This window comes from Roseomonas genomospecies 6, assembly GCF_008365375.1.
Lineage (GTDB): Bacteria > Pseudomonadota > Alphaproteobacteria > Azospirillales > Azospirillaceae > Azospirillum.
Genome location: NZ_QOKW01000011.1, coordinates 127,200 through 142,865, shown reverse-complemented (window position 1 = coordinate 142,865; position 15,666 = coordinate 127,200). Strand labels below are relative to the sequence as shown.

General features: G+C 70.5%; 17 protein-coding genes. 7 read left to right on the top strand and 10 right to left on the bottom strand.

Annotated elements, in window-relative coordinates:
* Positions 1-108: 108 nt before the first annotated feature.
* Genes DS843_RS15705 through DS843_RS15695 form a run of 3 tightly spaced genes read right to left on the bottom strand, consistent with a single transcriptional unit; the run spans position 109 to position 1,828 of the window.
* Positions 109-444 (bottom strand): hypothetical protein, encoded by a 336-nt coding sequence (locus DS843_RS15705; protein WP_149469830.1) that lies wholly within the window; start codon positions 442-444, stop codon positions 109-111.
* A gap of 44 nt (positions 445-488) precedes the next feature.
* Positions 489-1,307, bottom strand: a complete 819-nt coding sequence (locus DS843_RS15700) for an anti-sigma factor family protein (protein WP_149469829.1) — start codon at positions 1,305-1,307, stop codon at positions 489-491.
* 2 nt (positions 1,308-1,309) lie between these two features.
* Positions 1,310-1,828, bottom strand: coding sequence for a sigma-70 family RNA polymerase sigma factor (locus DS843_RS15695; RefSeq protein ID WP_149469828.1), 519 nt, complete (start codon positions 1,826-1,828; stop codon positions 1,310-1,312).
* Between the two features lie 196 nt (positions 1,829-2,024).
* On the opposite strand from DS843_RS15695, the gene DS843_RS15690 reads away from it, so the two are divergent.
* On the top strand, positions 2,025-2,372 hold the full coding sequence (locus tag DS843_RS15690) for an ArsR/SmtB family transcription factor (protein ID WP_149469827.1): 348 nt from the start codon (positions 2,025-2,027) through the stop codon (positions 2,370-2,372).
* Between the two features lie 15 nt (positions 2,373-2,387).
* Here the strand turns inward: DS843_RS15690 and DS843_RS15685 are convergent, their stop codons facing one another.
* The 3 genes from DS843_RS15685 to DS843_RS15675 are packed head-to-tail and all read right to left on the bottom strand — an operon-like array spanning position 2,388 to position 7,059.
* Complete coding sequence (locus DS843_RS15685; protein ID WP_286192125.1) at positions 2,388-2,711, bottom strand: rhodanese-like domain-containing protein; 324 nt, start codon at positions 2,709-2,711, stop codon at positions 2,388-2,390.
* Positions 2,712-2,764: 53 nt separating this feature from the next.
* Positions 2,765-5,995 carry an efflux RND transporter permease subunit gene (locus DS843_RS15680; protein ID WP_149469825.1) on the bottom strand — a complete coding sequence of 1,077 codons (3,231 nt, stop codon included), beginning with the start codon at positions 5,993-5,995 and terminating at the stop codon, positions 2,765-2,767.
* 8 nt (positions 5,996-6,003) lie between these two features.
* Positions 6,004-7,059, bottom strand: a complete 1,056-nt coding sequence (locus tag DS843_RS15675; RefSeq protein WP_286192124.1) for an efflux RND transporter periplasmic adaptor subunit — start codon at positions 7,057-7,059, stop codon at positions 6,004-6,006.
* A 118-nt stretch (positions 7,060-7,177) separates the two neighbouring features.
* On the opposite strand from DS843_RS15675, the gene DS843_RS15670 reads away from it, so the two are divergent.
* The 5 genes from DS843_RS15670 (at position 7,178) to DS843_RS15650 (ending at position 11,146) form a co-directional block, all read left to right on the top strand.
* Positions 7,178-7,381 (top strand): YgaP family membrane protein, encoded by a 204-nt coding sequence (locus DS843_RS15670; RefSeq protein ID WP_149469824.1) that lies wholly within the window; start codon positions 7,178-7,180, stop codon positions 7,379-7,381.
* A gap of 169 nt (positions 7,382-7,550) precedes the next feature.
* Entirely contained in the window at positions 7,551-8,096 is a 546-nt protein-coding gene (locus DS843_RS15665) for a hypothetical protein (RefSeq protein ID WP_286192123.1), read from the top strand.
* A 67-nt stretch (positions 8,097-8,163) separates the two neighbouring features.
* Positions 8,164-8,949 carry an SDR family oxidoreductase gene (locus DS843_RS15660; protein ID WP_149469822.1) on the top strand — a complete coding sequence of 262 codons (786 nt, stop codon included), beginning with the start codon at positions 8,164-8,166 and terminating at the stop codon, positions 8,947-8,949.
* Between the two features lie 32 nt (positions 8,950-8,981).
* Positions 8,982-10,343 carry an aminodeoxychorismate synthase component I gene (gene pabB / locus DS843_RS15655; RefSeq protein ID WP_149469821.1) on the top strand — a complete coding sequence of 454 codons (1,362 nt, stop codon included), beginning with the start codon at positions 8,982-8,984 and terminating at the stop codon, positions 10,341-10,343.
* Complete coding sequence (locus tag DS843_RS15650) at positions 10,340-11,146, top strand: aminotransferase class IV (RefSeq protein ID WP_149469820.1); 807 nt, start codon at positions 10,340-10,342, stop codon at positions 11,144-11,146. The genes pabB and DS843_RS15650 overlap by 4 nt, the downstream gene beginning before the upstream one ends.
* Before the next feature lie 9 nt (positions 11,147-11,155).
* Here DS843_RS15650 and DS843_RS15645 read toward each other — a convergent pair whose 3' ends face one another.
* Positions 11,156-11,623, bottom strand: a complete 468-nt coding sequence (locus DS843_RS15645) for a DsrE family protein (RefSeq protein ID WP_208852251.1) — start codon at positions 11,621-11,623, stop codon at positions 11,156-11,158.
* Between the two features lie 140 nt (positions 11,624-11,763).
* Positions 11,764-12,006 (bottom strand): hypothetical protein, encoded by a 243-nt coding sequence (locus tag DS843_RS31220; protein ID WP_167525320.1) that lies wholly within the window; start codon positions 12,004-12,006, stop codon positions 11,764-11,766.
* Between DS843_RS31220 and DS843_RS15635 the strand changes: the two genes are divergently transcribed.
* The gene (locus tag DS843_RS15635) at positions 11,993-12,142 is read left to right on the top strand and encodes a hypothetical protein (protein WP_475849201.1); all 150 of its coding nucleotides are present in this window, start codon (positions 11,993-11,995) and stop codon (positions 12,140-12,142) included. The two genes, DS843_RS31220 and DS843_RS15635, sit on opposite strands and share 14 nt — an antisense overlap.
* An 8-nt stretch (positions 12,143-12,150) precedes the next feature.
* On the opposite strand, the gene DS843_RS15630 is transcribed toward DS843_RS15635, so the two are convergent.
* Both DS843_RS15630 and DS843_RS15625 read right to left on the bottom strand, forming a co-directional pair.
* A complete protein-coding gene (locus DS843_RS15630) occupies positions 12,151-13,236 on the bottom strand; it encodes a site-2 protease family protein (RefSeq protein WP_149469819.1) in 1,086 nt (361 codons plus the stop codon).
* Between the two features lie 93 nt (positions 13,237-13,329).
* Entirely contained in the window at positions 13,330-15,654 is a 2,325-nt protein-coding gene (locus DS843_RS15625; RefSeq protein WP_149469818.1) for a transketolase, read from the bottom strand.
* Between the last annotated feature and the right edge of the window lie 12 nt (positions 15,655-15,666).

Below are 15,666 nucleotides of genomic sequence, written 5' to 3'. Positions count from 1 at the left end.
CCGCATCGGCTGTCCCATTCCCCTCTCACGGTTCCCCGCACGGGGCTATCCCCGGCGGGACGGGGACCATGTCACGTTTCGCTTTCCCCGTGCGTGACTTTTACCCCCTCACGCCGCGAAGGGCATCAGCAGCAGCGTGACTCCGGCCAGCAGGAAGGCGGACATGGAGCGGCGCCCCACGGCGACGGCAGCGTCCTCGTGCCCGCTCTCGTCCAGGCGCAGCGCGAGGAATCCCTGGGCCATGGCCGTGGCGAAGGTGATGATGTGGATGATCGCGAGGCCGGGCAGGGCGTCCAGACCGAGAAGGAGGGTCACGGCGCCCATGATCATGCCGTTGACGGCGGCCAGCCGCAGGATCGGCTCCCAATGCTCGCGGGCGATGAAGGTTTCGACCATGTCCAGCGGATGGCCGTTCCGTTCATCCGGATCGGTGTACAGGCTCATGGCTGGGCTCCACAGGTTCGGTGAGGCACCGACGCGGTGCCGTATCAGGATCGGCGCACACTGTCCGCCATACGCTTGGCGACGGTCATCAGATCACCGTCCGCCTTGCTGCCGGTCACGGTGTAGGCGACCATGCCGGCCCGCCAGTAGACCAGCCGCAGGCTGTCCCGCTCCACGGTGTGCAGCGCGCCGTCCAGCGTCGTGTCGCCGGCGGCCACGAACAGCGTGAGCAGTTCCCCGTCGGCCTCCCTATAGACAAACTGAAGCGCGGCGCCGTTGTTCCACGGGATGAAGGAGGCGCGGACCAGCGTCAGATTGGGATCGACGGCGGGAAGCTCCACCGTCATGCCGCCGGCGCGGCCCGGCTGGGCCTGCGCGAGCGCCAGCACCAGCGCGATGTCCGCCGGCACCGCCGCGGATTGCAGGGTCGTCAGCGCGACGGCCTTGGAATGCGCCTGCGCCGCCTCGCCCGCGAAGGCGGGCACTTCCTCCGCCTTATCGGCCAGCACCCGCTCCGGTCCGCTCCGTTCCGCCCCCACCCACACGGCGAGGCTCCACCCCCCGGTCATGAGCAGCACCGCCGCGGCGAGCGGGGCGAGCCGGCGGGTGGCGCGGTCCAGATGCAGGCGGCGCCACAGCCGGCTGGCGAGGCTTTCCGTGGTCCGCGGCGGGGCGGCGGCCATCATGTCCAGCCCCAGCTTCAGCATCTCGCGCTGGTGAAGGTAGTCGTGCAGCTTCGCGGCCAGCGCCGGGTTGCCGGCCAGATGGGCTTCGAAGGCGATGCGCCGCGCCGCGTCCATCTCGCCGTCCATGTAGAGGTGCAGGTCGGCGTCCGGACCGATGTTGACGGGGTCACGTCCCATGCTCAGCTCACCACCCGCAGGGGGACCGCGGCGCGCTGCCGGTGGCCCATTTCAACACGCAGGGCTTCCCGCCCGCGAGCCAGCCGCGACATCAGTGTGCCCAGCGGAATGTCCAGCAACCTCGCGGCTTCCTGGTAGCTCATCCCCTCCACGGCGACAAGGGTCAGGACGCGGCGCTGCTCCTCGGGCAGGGAGGCGAAGGCCTCCATGGTCCGCACCAGCTCCACATGGTCGGGCTGGTTGGGCGGCACCTGCCCATGCGCCATGGCCTCGATGGCCGAGACCCCGCGCGCCCGCACCTGCTCCCGCCGCACGCCGTTGACGTGGACGTTGTGGAGGATGCCGAACAGCCAGGACCGCAGGTCGCCGTTCGGACGGAAGGTCCGTGACCCGGAAATGGCGCGCACCAGCGTTTCCTGCACGAGATCCTCCGCATCGTCGCGGTTGCGGGCCAGCGCCAGCGCGTAGCGGCGCAAGGAACGCAATTGATTTGACAGTTGGTCGCGCAGGCCGAACGTCACGACTCCACCCCGTGGACTGGATTTCTGTTTCCCTGCATCGTTTTCGTTCGGGGGGGCCTTTTAATCCCGGTCCGGGCAAATTCCCGCCTGAACGCGGTTCAGCAAGGCGTCGCCTCTGGGGAGGGTGCAATCCGCTTGATCCCCGGCGGGCTCCCTGTAGATTAGATGTATCTGATTTATAGGTCGGACAAGGCCCATGCCACCCACCGATCCGCCGCTCGACCCCGCCGAGCTGGAAGCGCGGGCCGCCGAGGCCGAAGCCTTCCTGCGTTCCATCGCCAGCCGCCACCGGCTGATGATCCTGTGCAGCCTGCTGGACGGGGAGATGCCGGTCAGCGATCTCGCGCGGCGGCTCGGCCTGTCGCAATCGAACCTGTCCCAGCACCTCGCCAAGCTGCGGGAGGAGGGGCTGGTCGCCACCCGGCGGGACGGCACCTCCATCCACTACCGCATCGGGTCGGACCGGGTGCGTCCGATCCTGATGGAGCTTTACCGGCAGTTCTGCGTCGATGCGCGCTGCGTGGCCGAAGGCCAGCCACGCTGACCTGAGGCGCCCCCGTCAGCGTTCGACCGGACCGGACGCGGCCATCCAGGCGGCCATGCCGCCGTTCAGCCGATAAATGTCCCCGTCATGGCCGCTGGCCGCCATCCGCTCGGAGGCGGGGCCGCAGCGGCGCCCACTCTGGCAGTGGAAGACCAGATGCTTGCCCGCCGAATCCGGCACGCGGGCCGGGTCGAACCGCGACAGCGGCACCAGCGTGGCGCCGGGGATGTGGCCGGCGCGGTGTTCGTGGGGTTCGCGGACGTCCACGATCACCGCCGAACCCTCCTTCAGCCATCCCATGACGGTGGCCGCGTCGACGGTCTTGATCTGGTCGCTCATGGTGTTTGCGCTCCGGTTGATTCCAAGGAGGGAGAGAAGGGTCTTCAGCATGGTCATCCCCGAGTGGCGACGGTTTCACGGTGACGGTGGCCGGCATCCTCGCCTCGCAGGACGACGTAGATCGCGGGGATCACCAGCACCGTCAGAAGGGTCGAACTGAACAGCCCGAACAGCAGCGAAATCGCCAGCCCCTGGAAGATCGGGTCGGTCAGGATGAAGGCGGCCCCGATCATCGCGGCGACGGCGGTCAGCAGGATCGGCTTGAAGCGGATGGCCCCGGCCTCCAGCACCGCGTCGCGCAGCGGCGTCCCGCAATCGCGCAGGTGGCGGATGAAGTCCACCAGCAGGATGGAGTTGCGCACGATGATCCCGGCCAGGGCGATGAATCCGATCATGGAGGTGGCGGTGAAGGCCGCCCCGAACAGCCAGTGGCCCAGCACGATTCCGATCAGGGTCAGCGGCACCGGCACCAGGATGACCAGCGGCAGCTTGAAGCTTCCGAACTGCGCGACGACCAGCAGGTAGATGCCCAGGATCGCCACGCCGAAGGCCGCCCCCATGTCGCGGAAGGTGACGTAGGTGATCTCCCACTCGCCGTCCCACAGAAGCACGGTCCGGCTCTGGTCGTCGGGCTGGCCGTGCATCCGGATCTCCGGCTCGGCGGCAAGGCCGGCGGCGGCCCAGTCGATGGCGTTCAGCCGGTCCTGCACGGCCATCATGCCGTAGACCGGCGCCTCGAACCGCCCGGCCAGATCGGCCATGACCATCTCCGCGAAGCGCCCGTTGCGCCGGAACAGCGGGTGGGAGGCGGGTTCGCGCGTCATCGTCACCAGATCGCCCAACTCCACCGTGCCGCGCGCCCCCGGCACCGGCGTGGCGAGGATGCGCTCCGACAGGAACAGGCCGGACCGCGGCATCTGCACGGCGATTTCGATGGGCTTGCGGCCCGCTCCCCGGTGCGAGTAGCCGACCGGCACACCGCCCGTCAGCGCGCGCAGCGTGTCGTAGACGGCCTGCTCCTCCACCCCGTGGAATTCCAGGCTTTCCTGGTCCAGCGCGAAGCGCAGCCGTTCGCCGGGCGGACGGACGCTGTTCTCCACATCGACGATGAAATCCACGCCGCGGAAGGCGTCCTCCACCGCCCGCGCCGCCCTGCGCCGCGTCTCCGCGTCGGGGCCGTAGACCTCCATCAGCAGAGTGGACAGCACGGGCGGGCCGGGCGGCACCTCCACGACCTTCAGCACCGTCCCGGCGGGCAGCGGCAGACCGGCCAGACGCGCCCGGATGTCCAGAGCGATCTCGTGGCTGCTGCGGCTCCGCTCGCTCTTGGGGGCGAGGTTGACCTGAAGGTCGCCCTGTTCCGGCTGGTCGCGCAGGTAGTAATGCCGGACCAGACCGTTGAAGTTGAAGGGAGAGGCGGTGCCGGCATAGGCCTGGACGCTGGCCAGTTCCGGCAGGTCGGCGAACGCCCGCGCGGCGGCGAACAGGGCGCGCTCCGTGTCCTCCGGCGCCGCGCCGCGGGGCAGGTCCAGCACTACCTGAAGCTCCGACTTGTTGTCGAAGGGCAGCAGCTTGACCGCCACGTCCTTGCTGTAGAACAGCCCCATGGAGGCGAGGGTCGCCACCCCCACCGCCAGCAGGAACATCCAGGCCCGGCGCTTGCTGCGGACCACCGGGCGCGCGGCGGCGAGGTAGAGGCGCCCCAGCCGCCCGCCGCCATCGTGATCGCCATGCCCGCCCGCCGGGGTTTCACCCGGACGCAGCGTCACCATCAGCCAGGGCGTCAGCACCATGGCGGCGAAGAAGCTGAACAGCATGGCGGCGGAGGCGTTGGCCGGGATCGGGCTCATGTAGGGACCCATCAGGCCCGACACGAACATCATCGGCAGCAGGGCGGCGATGACGGTCAGGGTGGCGACGATGGTCGGATTGCCGACCTCCGCCACCGCCTCGACGGCGGCCTGGACCTTGCTGCGCCCGTCGCGCATCGCCCAGTGGCGGTCGATGTTCTCCACCACCACGATGGCGTCGTCCACCAGGATGCCGATGGAGAAGATCAAGGCGAACAGGCTGACGCGGTTGATGGTGTAGCCCATCAGCCAGGACGCGAAGAGGGTCAGAAGGATCGTCGTCGGGATGACGACCAGCGTCACCAGCCCCTCCCGCCAGCCGATGGCCAGAACGATCAGCCCGACGATGGTGACGGTGGCGAGCGCCAGATGGAACAGCAGCTCGTTCACCTTCTCGTCGGCGGTCTCGCCGTAGTTGCGGGTGACGGTCAGGGTCAGGTCCTTGGGAAGCCCGTCCGCCTCGATAGCCTGGACGCGCTCCAGCACGCGGTCGGCGATGGTGACGGCGTTGGCCCCGGCGCGCTTGGCGATGGCGATGGTGACGGCGGGGGTGCGGACCAGCCCGCCCTTGCCGTCCGGCACCAGATGCCAGGCGCTGCTCTCGTCGGCCCGCGCGCCGATCACCACGTCGGCCACGTCCTTCACATAGACGGGCCGCCCGTCGCGGGTGGTGACCAGAAGCAGCCCGATGTCCGCCGTTCCCTGGAGCGTCTGCCCGGCCACCGCCGGCAGGCTGCCGCCCGCGCTGCGCACCGCCCCGGCGATGAAGGAGCGGTTGGCGTTCCTCACCTTGTCCACGAGCTGGTTCAGCGTGACTCCGTAGAGCGCCAGCCGTTCCGGATCGGGCTCCACCCGGATCTGGTCGGGCTGCCCGCCGACGATGACGCTTCGCCCCACATCCTCCACCTGGACGAGTTGGCCCAGCAGGTCGCCGGCCACCCCGTGCAGGGCGTTGACGGTCCAGCGCCCGGCGGCCTCCGCCCGGGGCGACAGGGTGAGCGTCAGGATGGCGACGTCGTTGATCCCGCGCCCGACGATCAGCGGTTCCGGAATGCCCAGCGGGATGCGGTCCATGTTGGCCCGCACCTTCTCGTGCACGCGCAGGATGGCGTCGTCGGACGGGGTGCCGACCAGGAATCGCGCGGTGACCACCACGCGGTCGTCCATGGTCTGGCTGTAGGTGTGCTCCACGCCGTCGATGCCCTTGACGATCTCCTCCAGCGGCCGGGTGACCAGCTCCACGGCGTCGCCGGCCTTCAGCCCGTCCGCCTGGACCAGGATGTCCACCATGGGCACGCTGATCTGCGGCTCCTCCTCGCGCGGGAGGGAGAGGAGCGCGATGGCGCCGACCGCCAGCGAGGCGAGCAGCAGAAGCGGGGTCAGGGGCGACCGGATGAAGGTCCGCGTCAGCACCCCGGAAAGGCCGAGCCTCATGGCGTCCCTCACGAGCCCGCCGGGCGGACGATCACGTCGCCGGGCTTCAGGCCGGACAGGATCTCCAACCCGCCGGGCCGGTCGTCCAGCGCGGGGATGTCGCCGCCGGCCTGGACCGGAACCTCCGTCCCGTCGGCCAGCCGGACGAAATCGGTGCCGAAGCGGCGCAGCAGGAAATCGGGTGGGATCACCACGGCCTCCCGCGTGCCGGTGGCGACGTAGACCCGCACCCGCTCGCCCACGAAGAAGTCGCCCAGCCCGCCGACCGTGGCGTCGGCCACCACCTGCCCGCCGTCCATCTCCGGATAGACCTGCCGGACGGTCCCGCGCATCAGCGCCGCGGCGCCGGGGCCGGGGCCGGGGCCGGGGCCGGTAACGGTGGCCGGGGCCAGCCCGCGCCGACCGACCAGCACCGGGTCGCCCTCCTTCAGGAAGCGGGCGTGCCGCTCCGGCAGGCGGAGCCGCAGGATGTAGGTGTCGGTGGCGATGCTCGCGACCGCCTCGCCCGGCATCACCACGGCGCCGTCGATGACCTTGACCTGAAGGACGCGCCCGTTGGCGGGGGCCAGCACCTCCCCCTCCCGCAGTTGTTGGGCGACGACGGAGCGCTCGGCCTCCATGGCGGCGATCTGGGCGCGGGCGACGTCCAGCGCGGCCTGCGCGTCGTCCAGCCGCTGCTGCGTGCCGGTGCCGCTGGCGCGGAGCTGGCGGGCGCGGCCCAGTTCCAGCTCCGCCTGATGCTGCTGCGCCTGCAACGCCTGGATGCGCGCGTCGAGGGCGGCGAGCTGGAGCGGCAGCTTCGGGTCGCGCACGGTGGCGATGACCTGCCCGACCGTCACCTTGTCGCCCTCCGTCACACTCAGGCCCGCCACGGTGCCGCCGATGCGCGTGCGGGCCAGCGCCTCGCGCACGCTCTCCACCGTGGCGAAGACGGCCTTCAGATCCTCCACCGGGCGCGGTTGGACGGTCAGAGTACCGGTTTCGGCCCATGTGGTGGGCGCAAGGAACAGCGCCCCCAGCAGAACGGCCATCGCCAGCGTGCGGCGGCGGGAGGAGCGGGGCATGGCGAGCCACCTTCGAACAGGAACGACGGGACGGGCGTGTCTTGACGCAATAATTTAGTTGTTGCTAATTTAGTGTCAATGAATGAATTGCGCCGACGCGCCTCAAGGAGACGACGACATGAGCATCGACCGCGTTGTGATGGCCTTCGCCGGGACCATCATCCTGCTGAGCCTCGCCCTGTCGCAGCTGCACAGCCCGAACTGGCTGTGGCTGACCGCCTTCGTCGGTGCGAACATGCTCCAGGCGGCCTTCTCCGGCTTCTGCCCGCTGGCGATCGTCCTGAAGCGCGCCGGTCTGCGCCCCGGCGTCGCCTTCGAATAGGGGAGGGACCCTGGAATGCGCGCCTTCGGCATTGCGGTTGGCGGGGCGCTGTTCCTAGAATGCCGGCCCGTGGCCGCTCCCCCGCTCGGGATGGCCAAGCCCTTCCGAAGAACCGCGATTCCGAATGAAGCCTTCCTTTTCGTCCGCCTCCGTCGCCGGCTGTTCCTCCATGGACGAACCCGGCTTTGCCCTGGCGCGCGCGCGGGCGCTGACGGCGGGGTGGGGGGCCGGAGCGCAGGCGCTTTCCACGCTGCCCGCCGCCGCGGTGCCGGCGCCCTACCGGGCGTTGCTCGACCACGACCGCGGCATGACCGCCGTCCTGTCGGAGCGGTGGGGCGAGCCGGTGGGCGTGCGGGTGCTGCGGCAACGGACGGAGCCGGACGGGGCGGCGCTTCTGCGCGACATCGTTCTGACCGTCGGGCCGGACGCCCTGCCGGTGGAACTGGCGAGCATCCGCATCGCGCTCGGCGACTTCCCCGCGCAGTTCGCCGACCGGCTTCGCGAGGGGCGGGAGCCCTTCGGGCGCCTGCTGGCCAGCGGCGGTGTCGCCTTCTCGGTGGAGGTGCTGGGCCTGCTGACCGTCCCCGCCGCATCGGACTGGGCCGCGGACGGGCGCGTGCCCGCGGGAACCACGCTGTACGGGCGCATCGGGCGGCTGGTCCGCACGGATGGCTGGACCATCGCGGAAACGGTGGAACTGCTGCCCCGCTCCTGATGGGATGTCATCCGGCGGGGCATCTGCTAAACCTGCGGAATCGTCCGTTCCATCCGCATCGGTGACCATGACCGTCCCGCATCGTCCCTATCTGTCGCAATTCTCGCTGGAAGGCCGGGTGGCTCTGGTCACCGGGTCCGGGCGCGGGCTGGGGCTGGAAATCGCCCGCGCCATGGCCGGGTCCGGCGCCCATGTGCTGCTGAACGGACGGGACGCCGCGCGTCTGCAACCGCAGGCCGAGGCCATCGCGGCGGCGGGCGGGCGGGCCACCGTGCTGGCCTTCGACGTGGCCGACCGGGAGGCGGTGCGGGACGCCTTCGCGCGGATCGAACGGGAGCATGGGCGGCTCGACGTGCTGGTCCAGAATGTCGGGCAGCGCAACCGCAAGCCCCTGACCGACTTCTCGGACGAGGAGATCGGCGATCTGCTGAACGTCGATCTGGCCTCGGGCCTCATCCTGGCGCGGGAGGCGGCGCGGCTGATGCTGCCCCGGGGCTTCGGGCGGCTGATCGCCGTGACCTCCATCGCCGGGCAGGTCGCCCGCGCCAACGACGCGGTCTATGCCGCCGCCAAGGCCGGGCTGACCGGCATGGTGCGGGCGCTCGCCGCGGAGTATGGCGGACGGGGCCTGACCAGCAACGCCATCGCCCCCGGCTTCTTCGCGACGGAGACCAACGCCGGCATCACCGGCAACCCGGCCCTGTCCGCCTATTTCGAGGGCCGCACGCCGCTCGGCCGCTGGGGCCGTCCGGAGGAGATCGCCGGGGCCGCCGTGTTCCTGGCCTCGCCCGCCGCGTCCTACGTCAATGGGCATGTGCTGGTGGTGGACGGCGGCGCCACCATCCAGATGTAAGAAAAGCCATCCTTTCAGGAAGAACCGCCTCCATGCTGGTGATTCCCCTTTCCTGCGCCGATCCGGCGGACGCCTTCCGCGCCCTGTCCGGACAGCCCTGGTCGATGCTGCTCGACAGCGCCGCTCCGCACCCGGCCCATGGCCGCTACAGCTACATCGCGGCGGACCCGTTCCGCACGCTGGAGTCGCTGGACGGTCGGGCCTACCTCGACGGCCAGCCGGTGGCGGGCGACCCCTTCGCGGTGCTTGCCGACGAACTGGCGCGCCATGCCCGTCCCGAAAGTCCGCCGGGACCAGTGCCCTTCCGCGGCGGCGCCGTCGGCTTCATCGGCTACGAGGCCGGGCTGCGGCTGGAGCGGGTCCGCTCGCGCCACGCCAACGCGGGCGGCCAGCCGGAGATGGCCTTCGGCTTCTATGACGCGGTGGCCGCCTTCGACCATGCGGAGCGCCGCGCCTGGGTCATCGCCGCCCGCCCGGAGGCCGAGGACCGCGCCAAGGCCCTGGCGGCCCGGCTGGAGGGCGGCGGAGCGCCCCCCCTCGGCCCCGTGCCGGGCGCCCCCTGGCGGAGCGAACTGGCCCGCCCCGATTATCTGGAGCGGGTGGAGCGGGTGCTGGAATACATCCGGGCCGGCGACATCTATCAAGCCAATTTCACGCAGCGCTTCCTGGCCGAGCGGCCCGCCGGGCTGGACCCCTACGCGCTGTACCGCCGGCTGCGCGCGATCAGCCCGGCGCCCTTCGCCGCCTATCTCGACTGCGGCCCCCGCCTGCGCATCGCCAGCGGCTCGCCGGAGCGCTTCATCCGGCTGAACGCCTCGGGCGAGATCGAGACGCGCCCGATCAAGGGCACCCGCCCGCGCCACGCCGACCCCGCGGCGGACGCCGCCGCCGCCGCGGAACTGGTCGCCAGCGTGAAGGACCGGGCGGAGAACCTGATGATCACGGACCTGCTGCGCAACGACCTCGCCCGCGTGTCGGCGGTGGGCAGCGTCCGCGTGCCGGTCCTCTACGGGCTGGAGAGCTTCTCCAACGTGCACCACCTCGTCTCGGTCGTCACGGCGCGGTTGCGGTCCGGGCTGGGGGCGGTGGACCTGCTGCGCGCGGCGCTTCCCGGCGGCTCGATCACCGGGGCGCCCAAGATCCGCGCCATGCAGATCATCGACGAACTGGAGGTGGCCCGGCGCGGCGCCTATTGCGGCTCCGTCGCCTGGATCGGCTTCGACGGTGCCACGGACAGCAGCATCGTCATCCGAACCCTCTCCATCACGCCCGACGCGGTGATCGCCCAGGCCGGCGGCGGCATCGTCGCCGATTCCGACCCGGCTGAGGAGCATGAGGAGATGATGGTCAAGATCCGCGCCCAGCTTCGCGCCCTGGAGGGGGATCGAGGATGAGCCTTCTCTGGCTGAACGGGCGCCTGCTGCCGGCGGAAGAGGCGCGGATCGACCCGGCGGACCGCGGCTTCACGCTGGGCGACGGGCTGTTCGAGACGATCCGGGTGAGCGGGGGGACCGCCCGCCATCTGGACCGGCACCTCGCCCGGCTGGGGGAGGGGGTGGCGCTTCTCGGCCTGCCGCTTCCCCACACCGCCGCGGGGCTCGCCGAGGCCGCGGCGGCGCTGATCGCGGCGCAGGGCCATGACGAGGGCGTGCTCCGCCTGACGCTGACGCGCGGCACCGGGGCGCGCGGCGTGCTTCCTCCCGCCGACGCCGTGCCGACGCTGCTGATGACGCTGGCGCCCGCCCCGCCGCCCGCCGGGCCGGTGGAGGCGGTGATCGCCCGAACCACCCGGCGCAACGAGCATTCACCGCTGTCGCGCCTGAAGTCACTGAATTACCTGGATTCCATTCTCGCTCGCCAGGAAGCCGCGGCACGCGGCGCGGGGGAGGCGCTTCTTCTCAACGGCGCGGGGCGGCTGGCGGAGGCCAGCGTGGCGAACCTGTTCGTCGTCCGCGACGGGCGCCCGATGACTCCGCCGGTGGAGGAGGGCGCTCTGCCGGGCATCCGCCGCGCGCTGATCCTGGAACGGGCCGGGGCCGGGGAGATGCCTCTCACCGTCGCCGATCTGCTGGAGGCCGAGGAAGCCTTCCTGACCAACAGCCTGGGCATCCGCCCGCTGCTGCGCGTGGACGGGCGGCCCATTGGCAACGGGACCGTGGGACCGGTGACCGCGGCGTTGCTGCGGGATGCCGACTGACGCGCCGCCTCACGGGCGAATGTAGGACCAGCCTTCCTCCTGAAGCTGGATCAGCCGGACGACGCCGGACGGCACCAGCTTGGCTTCCGGCACCATGGGAACCTCGCCCTGCTCCACGCGGATCATGCCGTTGCGGGTGTTCTCGCAGGCCGAGTAGGTCAGCGTCGGCAGGCTGCCCTTCAGGGACGTCAGCCGCTCCTTCACCGGAGAACGGTCGGCGCGCAGCATGTGCAGGCCGGGGCCGAAGGTGACCACCTCCACCTCCACCGCTTCGCCGGTGTTCTTGTAATGCTCGATGATGTTCTTGACGTTGTTCAGCGCCATGTTCATCAGCGCCGGATCGTTGCTGCTGACCTGGATGGCGACGCGATGGACGACGGGCTGGTCCGCCCCGGCCCTCCGTCCCGCCATGGCGGCGGTCATCCCTGCGAAGCCGGCCAGGGCCAGCGCCGCCCGGCGCGTGGAGCGCATCGCCATGTCATCCTCCCTTCTGATGCAGGAGCATCCGCTGTCCTAGCACAATGAGCCCGCCCGCCGCTTGTTCCCGAAAGGGGAAGGCGGGCCAGCCCGGCGCTCTCTTGCGGATGGCAGCCCATGGATCGGCCGTCATGAAACGGTCACTTGAACGCCCACGCGCATTTCGATGCTTCCATCATTACCGAAATGTGGAATTCAAGACGTCGGCCACGCTGTCCTTCCATCTGTCGCAACTGACCAACGCCGGTTTGATCGAGCAACGCCGCGCAAGCCGCTCCCTGATCTATTCCGCCGCGTTCGGCTGGATGAACGACCTGCTGGCCTTCCTGACGGAAAACTGCTGCGGCAACCCGGTTCTTCGAGCTGGCCGTGGCCGCGGCCATCAGCCTGTTCGGGCTGGGGTCGGGCGCTGCGCTGGCCACCGTGGTCGGCGTGCTGGTGGAGGTGCCGGTGATGCTGTCCGTGGTGCGCATCGTCACCAAGACCCGGCGCTGGTACGAGGGCGCCGGGACGGCGTGACGCCTTCCTTACCGCCGCACCGCGTGCCGCGCCGCCTGGACCATCATCATTTCGCCGACATTCTCCGGGGTCACCAGCCCGACCAGCCGCCCGTTCCCGTCATCGACGCCGACCGCGGGCAGGCTCTTCTCCTGGATCAGGCGCAACGCCTCCTCCAGCTTGCCGTGGCGGTGGACCACCGGAATGTCGGGGCGCATCACCTCCAGAACCGGGGTGTCCGGGCCGCGGTCGCGCAGGGCGCGGATCAGGTCGTCGCGGGTTAGCACGCCGCGCAGCTTGCCGGACCCGTCCACCACCGGAAACTCGTGCTGGGTCGTGCGGATCAGGCACTGCACTGCATCCTCCAGCACGCCGGAGGGCGGAAGCGTCTCGAAGCGGGTGACCATGGCGTCGGACACCACGACCCCGTGGGTGATCTCGCGCATCTGCACCGCATGCGCCTCCGACGCCGCACCCAGATAGACGAAAAGCGCGATGAACAGGAGCAGCGGGTTGCCGAACAGCCCCAGCACCCCGAGCCCGATGGCCACCGCCTGACCGACCGATGCCGCCACCTGCGTGCCGCGGACATAGCCCATGCGGCTCGCCAGCACCGCCCGCAGCACGCGCCCGCCGTCCATGGGAAAGGCCGGGATCAGGTTGAACAGCGCCAGGAACAGGTTCACCACGGCCAGCCGGGACAGCACGTCGATCCCGGCGTTCTGCACCTCCGCCGCCCCCGCCGGCACGAAGCCGCCGAGTGCGGCGTAGAGCAGCGCCGCGATCACCAGATTGACCGCCGGCCCGGCCAGAGCCACCACCAGCTCCTGCGACGGCTTTTCCGGCAGCCGCTCCAGACGGGCCACCCCGCCGATGGGCAGCAGGGTGATGTCCGGCGTGCGCACGCCGTAGCGCCGGGCGGCGAAGACGTGACCGAACTCGTGCAGCAGCACGCAGAGGAACAGCAGCGAGAGGAAGACCACCCCCTCCAGCGCCGCCGGCCAGCCGCCCTGCGCGTGGTAGGCCGCGCCGATCCACAGAAGGAAGAGGAAGAAGGTGATGTGGATGCGGATCACCGTGCCCTTCACGGTGCCGATGGGGATCGACCAGCTCATCCCGACCTCGCCTCGCGCTGTGACCGTTCCTGGATACGATCCTTATGTGGTGATCCTGGGCGCGGGGCGGGACGGACCTGTTCGGAATGCCCGCTACACCGCCTTCAGATGGCGAACCGGACGTCCCGGGGATAGGGCCTCCGCCGCGCGGGCGATGGCCTGGGCGTCGATGCCGTGGTGGCGGTAGAGATCGGCGATGGTGCCGGTCTGGCCGAAATGCTCCACCCCCAGCGCCCGCGTGCGGTGTCCGTGGACCGAGCCCAGCCAGCCCAGCCCCGCCGGATGCCCGTCCTGCACCGTCACCAGCGCGCAGTGGGACGGTACCCCCTCCAGCAGCCGTTCGACGTGGGAGCGCGCGTGGGGCTTGCCGCGCTCGCGCGCCCGCTGCGCCGCGCTCCAGCCGGCGTGCAGCCGGTCGGCGGAGGTGACGGCCAGCAGCCCCACGTCCCGCCGGTCCTCGCCGAGCATACCCACGGCCTCGATGGCCTCCGGCGCCACCACGCCGCTGTAGGCGACCACCACCTGGGCGTTCGGGCCGGGACGGCGCAGCCAGTAGGCGCCCTGCACGATGCCGCTCTCCAGCTCCGCGTCCATGGTGCGGACCGGCTGCTCCAGCACGCGGGAGGACAGGCGCAGATAGACCGAGCCGCCGGTCTCGTCGCGCAGCCAGTTCCGCTCGTCCGGTTCGCCCTCGCCCTCCCGCTGCATATAGTCGAAGGCCCAGCGCATGGTGACGGCCAGTTCGTCGGCGAAGGCCGGCTCGAAACAGGCCAACCCGTCCTGGGCCATGCCGACCAGCGGCGTGGCGATGGACTGGTGCGCGCCGCCTTCCGGAGCCAGCGTCACGCCGGACGGGGTGGCCACCAGCAGAAAGCGTGCGTCCTGATAGCAGGCGTAATTTAACTGGTCCGCCGCCCGTATCACGAAGGGGTCGTAGACGGTGCCGATGGGCAGCAGCCGTTCCCCGAACAGCGAGTGGGACAGGCCCAGCGCCGACAGCAGGATGAACAGATTGGATTCGGCGATGCCCAGCTCGACATGCTGGCCGTCGGGGGAAAAGTCCCATGTGTAGGTGGAGGGGATGCGCTCCTTCCTGAACAGGTCGGCCAGCGCGCTCTTGGCGAACAGGCCGCGGCGGTTCACCCAGGCGCCGAGGTTGGTGGAGACCGTCACGTCCGGCGCCGTCGTCACGATGCGCTCCGCCAGTTCCGTACGCTCGCGGCCCAGCTCGTTCAGGATCAGGCCGAAGGCCGCCTGGGTGGACAGGGCCTTCTGCGCCGGGGCCGCCAGCGCCGCCGGCACCGGGACCGCCGCCGCGCCATGGCGCCGCCGCCCCTTGGCCGCGAAGGGCACCCGCTTCAGGAAGGCGTCCAGCTCCGCCTCGGGCAGGGACAGCCCTTCGAAGCGGTCCCACTCATGGCCCGGACGGACGGCGTTGGCGGCGCGGAACGCCTCCATCTGCGCCGGGGTCATCAGACCGGAATGGTTGTCCTTGTGGCCGGCCAGCGGCAGCCCGGCGCCCTTGATGGTGTAGGCGATGAAGCAGACGGGCCGGTCGTGCGTGCGCGCCTGAGTGAAGGCGTCGAGCAGCGAGGGCAGGTCGTGACCGCCGAGATTGCCCATCAAGAGGGCCAGCTCCTCGTCGCTGCGGCGCTCGATCAGGCGGGTCACCGGCCCCTGGTCGCCCAGATCGTCGAGCAGCCGCTTCCGCCACGCCGCACCGCCCTGGTAGGTCAGCGCGCAATAGAGCTGGTTCGGGCATCGGTCGATCCAGGCGCGCAGGCGCTCGCCGCCCTCCTCCTGGAAGGCCGCCTGCATCAGTCTGCCGTATTTAAGGATCACCACGTCCCAGCCGAAGGCGCGGAAGATGTTCTCCAGCCGCTCCCACAGCCCTTCGCGGATCACCGCGTCCAGGCTCTGGCGGTTGTAATCGACGATCCACCAGGTGTTGCGCAGCCCGTGCTTCCAGCCTTCCTGCAGCGCCTCGAAGATGTTGCCCTCGTCCATCTCGGCATCGCCGACCAGAGACACCATGCGCCCTTCCGGCAGGTCCTTCGCCCAGCCCTTGGCCTTCACATAGTCCTGAACCAGCGAGGCGAAGAGGGTTTGCGCCACCCCCAGCCCGACCGAGCCGGTGGAGAAATCCACGTCGTCCTCATCCTTGGTCCGCGACGGATAGGACTGCGCGCCCTTGAAGCCGCGGAAGTTCTCCAGCTTCCCGCGCGTCTGGTTGCCCAGAAGATACTGGATCGCGTGGAAGACCGGGCTGGCGTGCGGCTTCACGGCCACCCGGTCCTCCGGACGCAGGGCCTGGAAATAGAGCGCCGTCATGATCGTCGCCAGCGAGGCGGAGGACGCCTGATGCCCGCCGATCTGATCGTGTCCCCGGCCGTGGTGTAGGAACGGAGAGGCGCTCATGGTCTCCGGCTG